Annotated in this window: 6 protein-coding genes; all 6 read left to right on the top strand. The window is 46.2% G+C overall.

The genetic code is table 11. The features are described 5' to 3' along the window. Positions 1-109 precede the first annotated feature (109 nt). The 6 genes from ACR2PX_RS21430 (at position 110) to ACR2PX_RS21405 (ending at position 3,362) form a co-directional block, all read left to right on the top strand. Positions 110-514: an HAD family hydrolase gene (locus ACR2PX_RS21430; RefSeq protein WP_434001395.1), complete on the top strand. Its 405-nt coding sequence runs from the start codon at positions 110-112 to the stop codon at positions 512-514. A 22-nt stretch (positions 515-536) separates the two neighbouring features. Further along, positions 537-818, top strand: coding sequence for a MazG nucleotide pyrophosphohydrolase domain-containing protein (locus ACR2PX_RS21425; protein WP_434001394.1), 282 nt, complete (start codon positions 537-539; stop codon positions 816-818). Positions 819-1,030: 212 nt separating this feature from the next. After that, positions 1,031-1,489: a hypothetical protein gene (locus ACR2PX_RS21420; protein ID WP_434001393.1), complete on the top strand. Its 459-nt coding sequence runs from the start codon at positions 1,031-1,033 to the stop codon at positions 1,487-1,489. A 53-nt stretch (positions 1,490-1,542) separates the two neighbouring features. Further along, positions 1,543-2,106: a pyridoxamine 5'-phosphate oxidase family protein gene (locus ACR2PX_RS21415; protein WP_434001392.1), complete on the top strand. Its 564-nt coding sequence runs from the start codon at positions 1,543-1,545 to the stop codon at positions 2,104-2,106. 205 nt (positions 2,107-2,311) lie between these two features. Beyond that, positions 2,312-2,710 (top strand): MAPEG family protein, encoded by a 399-nt coding sequence (locus tag ACR2PX_RS21410; protein ID WP_434001391.1) that lies wholly within the window; start codon positions 2,312-2,314, stop codon positions 2,708-2,710. Then, complete coding sequence (locus tag ACR2PX_RS21405) at positions 2,703-3,362, top strand: HAD family hydrolase (protein WP_434001390.1); 660 nt, start codon at positions 2,703-2,705, stop codon at positions 3,360-3,362. The genes ACR2PX_RS21410 and ACR2PX_RS21405 overlap by 8 nt, the downstream gene beginning before the upstream one ends. Positions 3,363-3,568: the final 206 nt, after the last annotated feature.

The raw sequence follows: 3,568 nt of genomic DNA, 5'->3' as shown, positions 1-3,568 counted from the left end.
AGTCAGAAAGGTTATGAAGCCTTTCGCATAAGGTGACGTATTCAGCCATTTAAAATACCTCTGCTATGGCAACAAGGTATGGCACAAAAATACTGATACGTCAGTCTGTCTGGAGCTTACGCCCTGCATGAAGGACGTGCTCAGGACATTAAGTCAGCACGCAGAGCTGACTCTGGGTGTTTGTACTTCCAAAAGAAAAGATTTTGCAGAACGCATTCTTGATCTTTTTGAATTGAGCAATTACTTCCACTTTGTTGATGGCGGCGTTGATGGCGGCGATATAGGAATTGAAAAATCATCGCAACTGAAAGGACTTCTTGAAGAGCAGCAAATCAATCACAACTCACTCATGATTGGCGATCGGGAAGTAGACATTATCGCGGCTCACAATAATCAGCTGGAAGCGGCTGGTGTTTTATGGGGCCACGGCCCTTACAGTGAGCTCCACCCACATAACCCTTGTCATTTATTTCATACCCTGGAAGAATTGCTCCAGCTGATTGAAACAAAATAAACAAGACAAAGAGCAGTCAACCATGCAACTGAGTGAGTTACAACAAAAGATAAAAGACTCCGACTTCAATCCAGATCAGCCTCACGGATACTTTCTGAAACTGATTGAAGAAACCGGTGAACTGTCTGAAGCGATCCGAAAGGGCAAGACCGGTCAGCCTGATCAGGAAAGCCTGAAGGGCTCAGTTGCGGAAGAATTATACGACATTCTCTATTACGTCTGCGCTCTAGCCAACCTCTACGACATAGATCTTGATAAAACACACCATTTGAAAGAAGCGGTCAACAAAATCAAATACGGCTGAGTCACTGAAACAGGCATGCCTTCTATACTCTGAGCCAGGCTCCCAAGGCTATAGAGACTGTCGCAAAGGGCTGCGCTTGCCGATACGGCGTTAAAAAATGACTCAAAATGCTCATTTACTCTATGTAAACTCCGCTTTTTCGCCATTTTTTGCCTTGTCCCGCCTGCGCTCGCTACCTTTTGAGACAGCCTCTATAAAGCAGGTATTGATTGATGAAAGCCCCTCTTGCAAGTTTATTAACTCTCTTCATGCTGGGTGGTTGCAGCCAACTGCCCAGGGATTATCTTGGCCAATGGGAAGGTGATGACACTCCGACGCTGGGAATCATGAACCGTCTGACCATTACAGACACTTCCATCAGCTTTGGAAACGGAGAAAACATTAATAAGCCTGTCGTCTGCAAAGCCTCCTACAAATCTGAAAAGGCTCGGACTGCCGGTCAGTTTAAACTCATGTTGCACGACAAACGTTGTGATTATGCCAAGGCTATGAATCCTGAGTATCTGAGGAAAATGCAATCCTTCACGATCTATCTCAGCCAACATCCTATGGGTACTAAAAGTCCTTTTTCTGATGAAGCAGACAACAATATAACCCACAATAAAACCCCTTTTCTTTTTATTCGCAGTGAAGATGGCAGTACCGATTACCGTTTCTCAAGAGTAGAATAAAAACGCCTCTGCAAATTAAAGCTCTTTTAAACAAGAAAAAGCAGGTCATTACCATGGGAAAGCTGTATCAGGAAATCACTGAAGATCAGGCCAGCTTCATTGAACAACAAAAAATGTTCTTTGTCGGAACGGCCGCAGAAGAAGGCACGGTTAATATCTCCCCCAAAGGAATGGACTCCTTTCGAGTCATTTCCAATCGCCAGATTGCCTGGCTGAATCTCACGGGCAGTGGCAATGAAAGTTCTGCTCACGTTCAGATCAATCCGCGCATGACCATTATGTTCTGTGCTTTTGAAGGTGCACCATTGATTCTGAGATTGTACGGCAAAGCCCGGGTATTGCATCGAAACGATGACGACTGGCCGTCTTATATTTCTCTCTTTCCTGAAACACCTGGTACCCGCCAGGTGTTTGTTCTGGATATTGACCAGACCCAGAGTTCGTGCGGTACAGCAGTCCCCTTTTATGAATTTCAGCAGGGTCGTGACACCCTGAACAAATCTTTTGAACGCAGGGGTCAGGAGGGGGTTGAGAAATACTGGCTGCAGGCCAACCAGGAAAGCCTTGATGGTTTCCCTACACGGATAAAAGAACTGACAGGGCTTGAGGAAAGCTGAAGTAATAACTTAAGATATCTAGTTTAATCAAAAGGGACTGTTCCTAATGGATTAATCAGTCCTGTTTGTCTGAAAACGATGTGTGATCATCCGCAGCCGAACACATCTTGGCTATGAAGGCAGCATAAACAGAGAAAATCTTTTCATTCTTAAGGTGGAAGGATTTTCCCGATAAACTAAAGACAGCCAAAAACGGAGATTTCGCATGTCTATCCCTCTACTTTGTATTGCCCTGCTGGCTATTTTGTGCCTGGCATTAGGCTTTAATGTTTCAATGACCAGAGCCAAAACGATGACCGCCTTTGGCTCTAAAGATGATCCTACCTGTCCACTCTACAAAGCCCAGCGAGCCCACGGCAACACAATAGAATACGCTCCGATTCTTGCCATTGTGTTTTATGTACTGGGACAGTCCCAATCCGCAGACTGGGTGAACTGGACCATGATTCTGGTGACTTTCTGTCGTTACCTGCTGGCCCTGGGTCTGCTGCTACCGGCGACGATGGCCAAACCTAATCCTATGCGCTTCATCGGTGCACTGGGCACCTATATTGGAGGCCTTGTGTTGTCTGTTGTCCTGTTACTGACGGCCCTGAATGTATAAAACAGTCATCTTTGATTACGGAAACACTTTGTGCGATGTGGGATCACTGGCTCACTGTTTAAGTTCCGTCTGTAATTCTGAAAAGGCGGATGACATAGGCGAGGTCATCGAGCAAAAAATCGTCTCACTGTATCGGCCGGATCAGCGTGAACAGCCAGACTGGAAAACAGTCTGGTCTGATGCTTTTGCACAGTACGATGAACCTTTTCATGAGGCTGTTGGCATAGAGCATCTCAGAGCATTCTGCCGCTCTGGCACTCTTTATGAATATACTTTGCCCATTCTCAAGGCTCTGAAAAACAAAGGGGTGAAAGTGGTTTTGCTTTCCAATGCCACTGGACCGGAAGCTGTCTTTCAGGAAGACTTTGATCACAGAGGACTGACCCCCTACTTCGATCATGTGATCTGGTCTTCAGACATCGGCTACAGAAAACCCTATTGCAAGGCCTATGAGATCACTTTGGAAATGGCTGGAGCAAACGCAGGTGAATCATTAATGGTGGGTGATAATGAAATAGCCGATATCGTCGGAGGTAGAAGCGCCGGGCTGGATACTTTTCGGGTCTGCGATCATCCCCCTGAAAACACTCAAGCAACACGGCATTCCACCCGGGACCGCTTTTATGAAGCACTGCTTCCGTTGTTTCGTTAACCTATGTGCATTCAAGGATGACTGAGACAACCTTTTGGTAGGCTTTTAACCATCTTTTTTCTCAACCCCTCTCCCTTGAGCTATCTCTTTATCACATCTCTACACCCAAGAACTGGCGCGCTATGCGCCAGCCTTCAACGCAGGTCTGTAATTTTGCCCACCCCTTCCAAACTGCCAGCCAACCGGGGCGACCTGTGTGCTTGGAA

Origin of the sequence: Endozoicomonas sp. (assembly GCF_051008435.1) — a bacterium.
Classification (GTDB): Bacteria; Pseudomonadota; Gammaproteobacteria; order Pseudomonadales; family Endozoicomonadaceae; genus Endozoicomonas_A.
The sequence above is the reverse complement of the archived record's forward strand: the minus strand, read 5'-3'. Positions and strand labels throughout refer to the sequence as shown.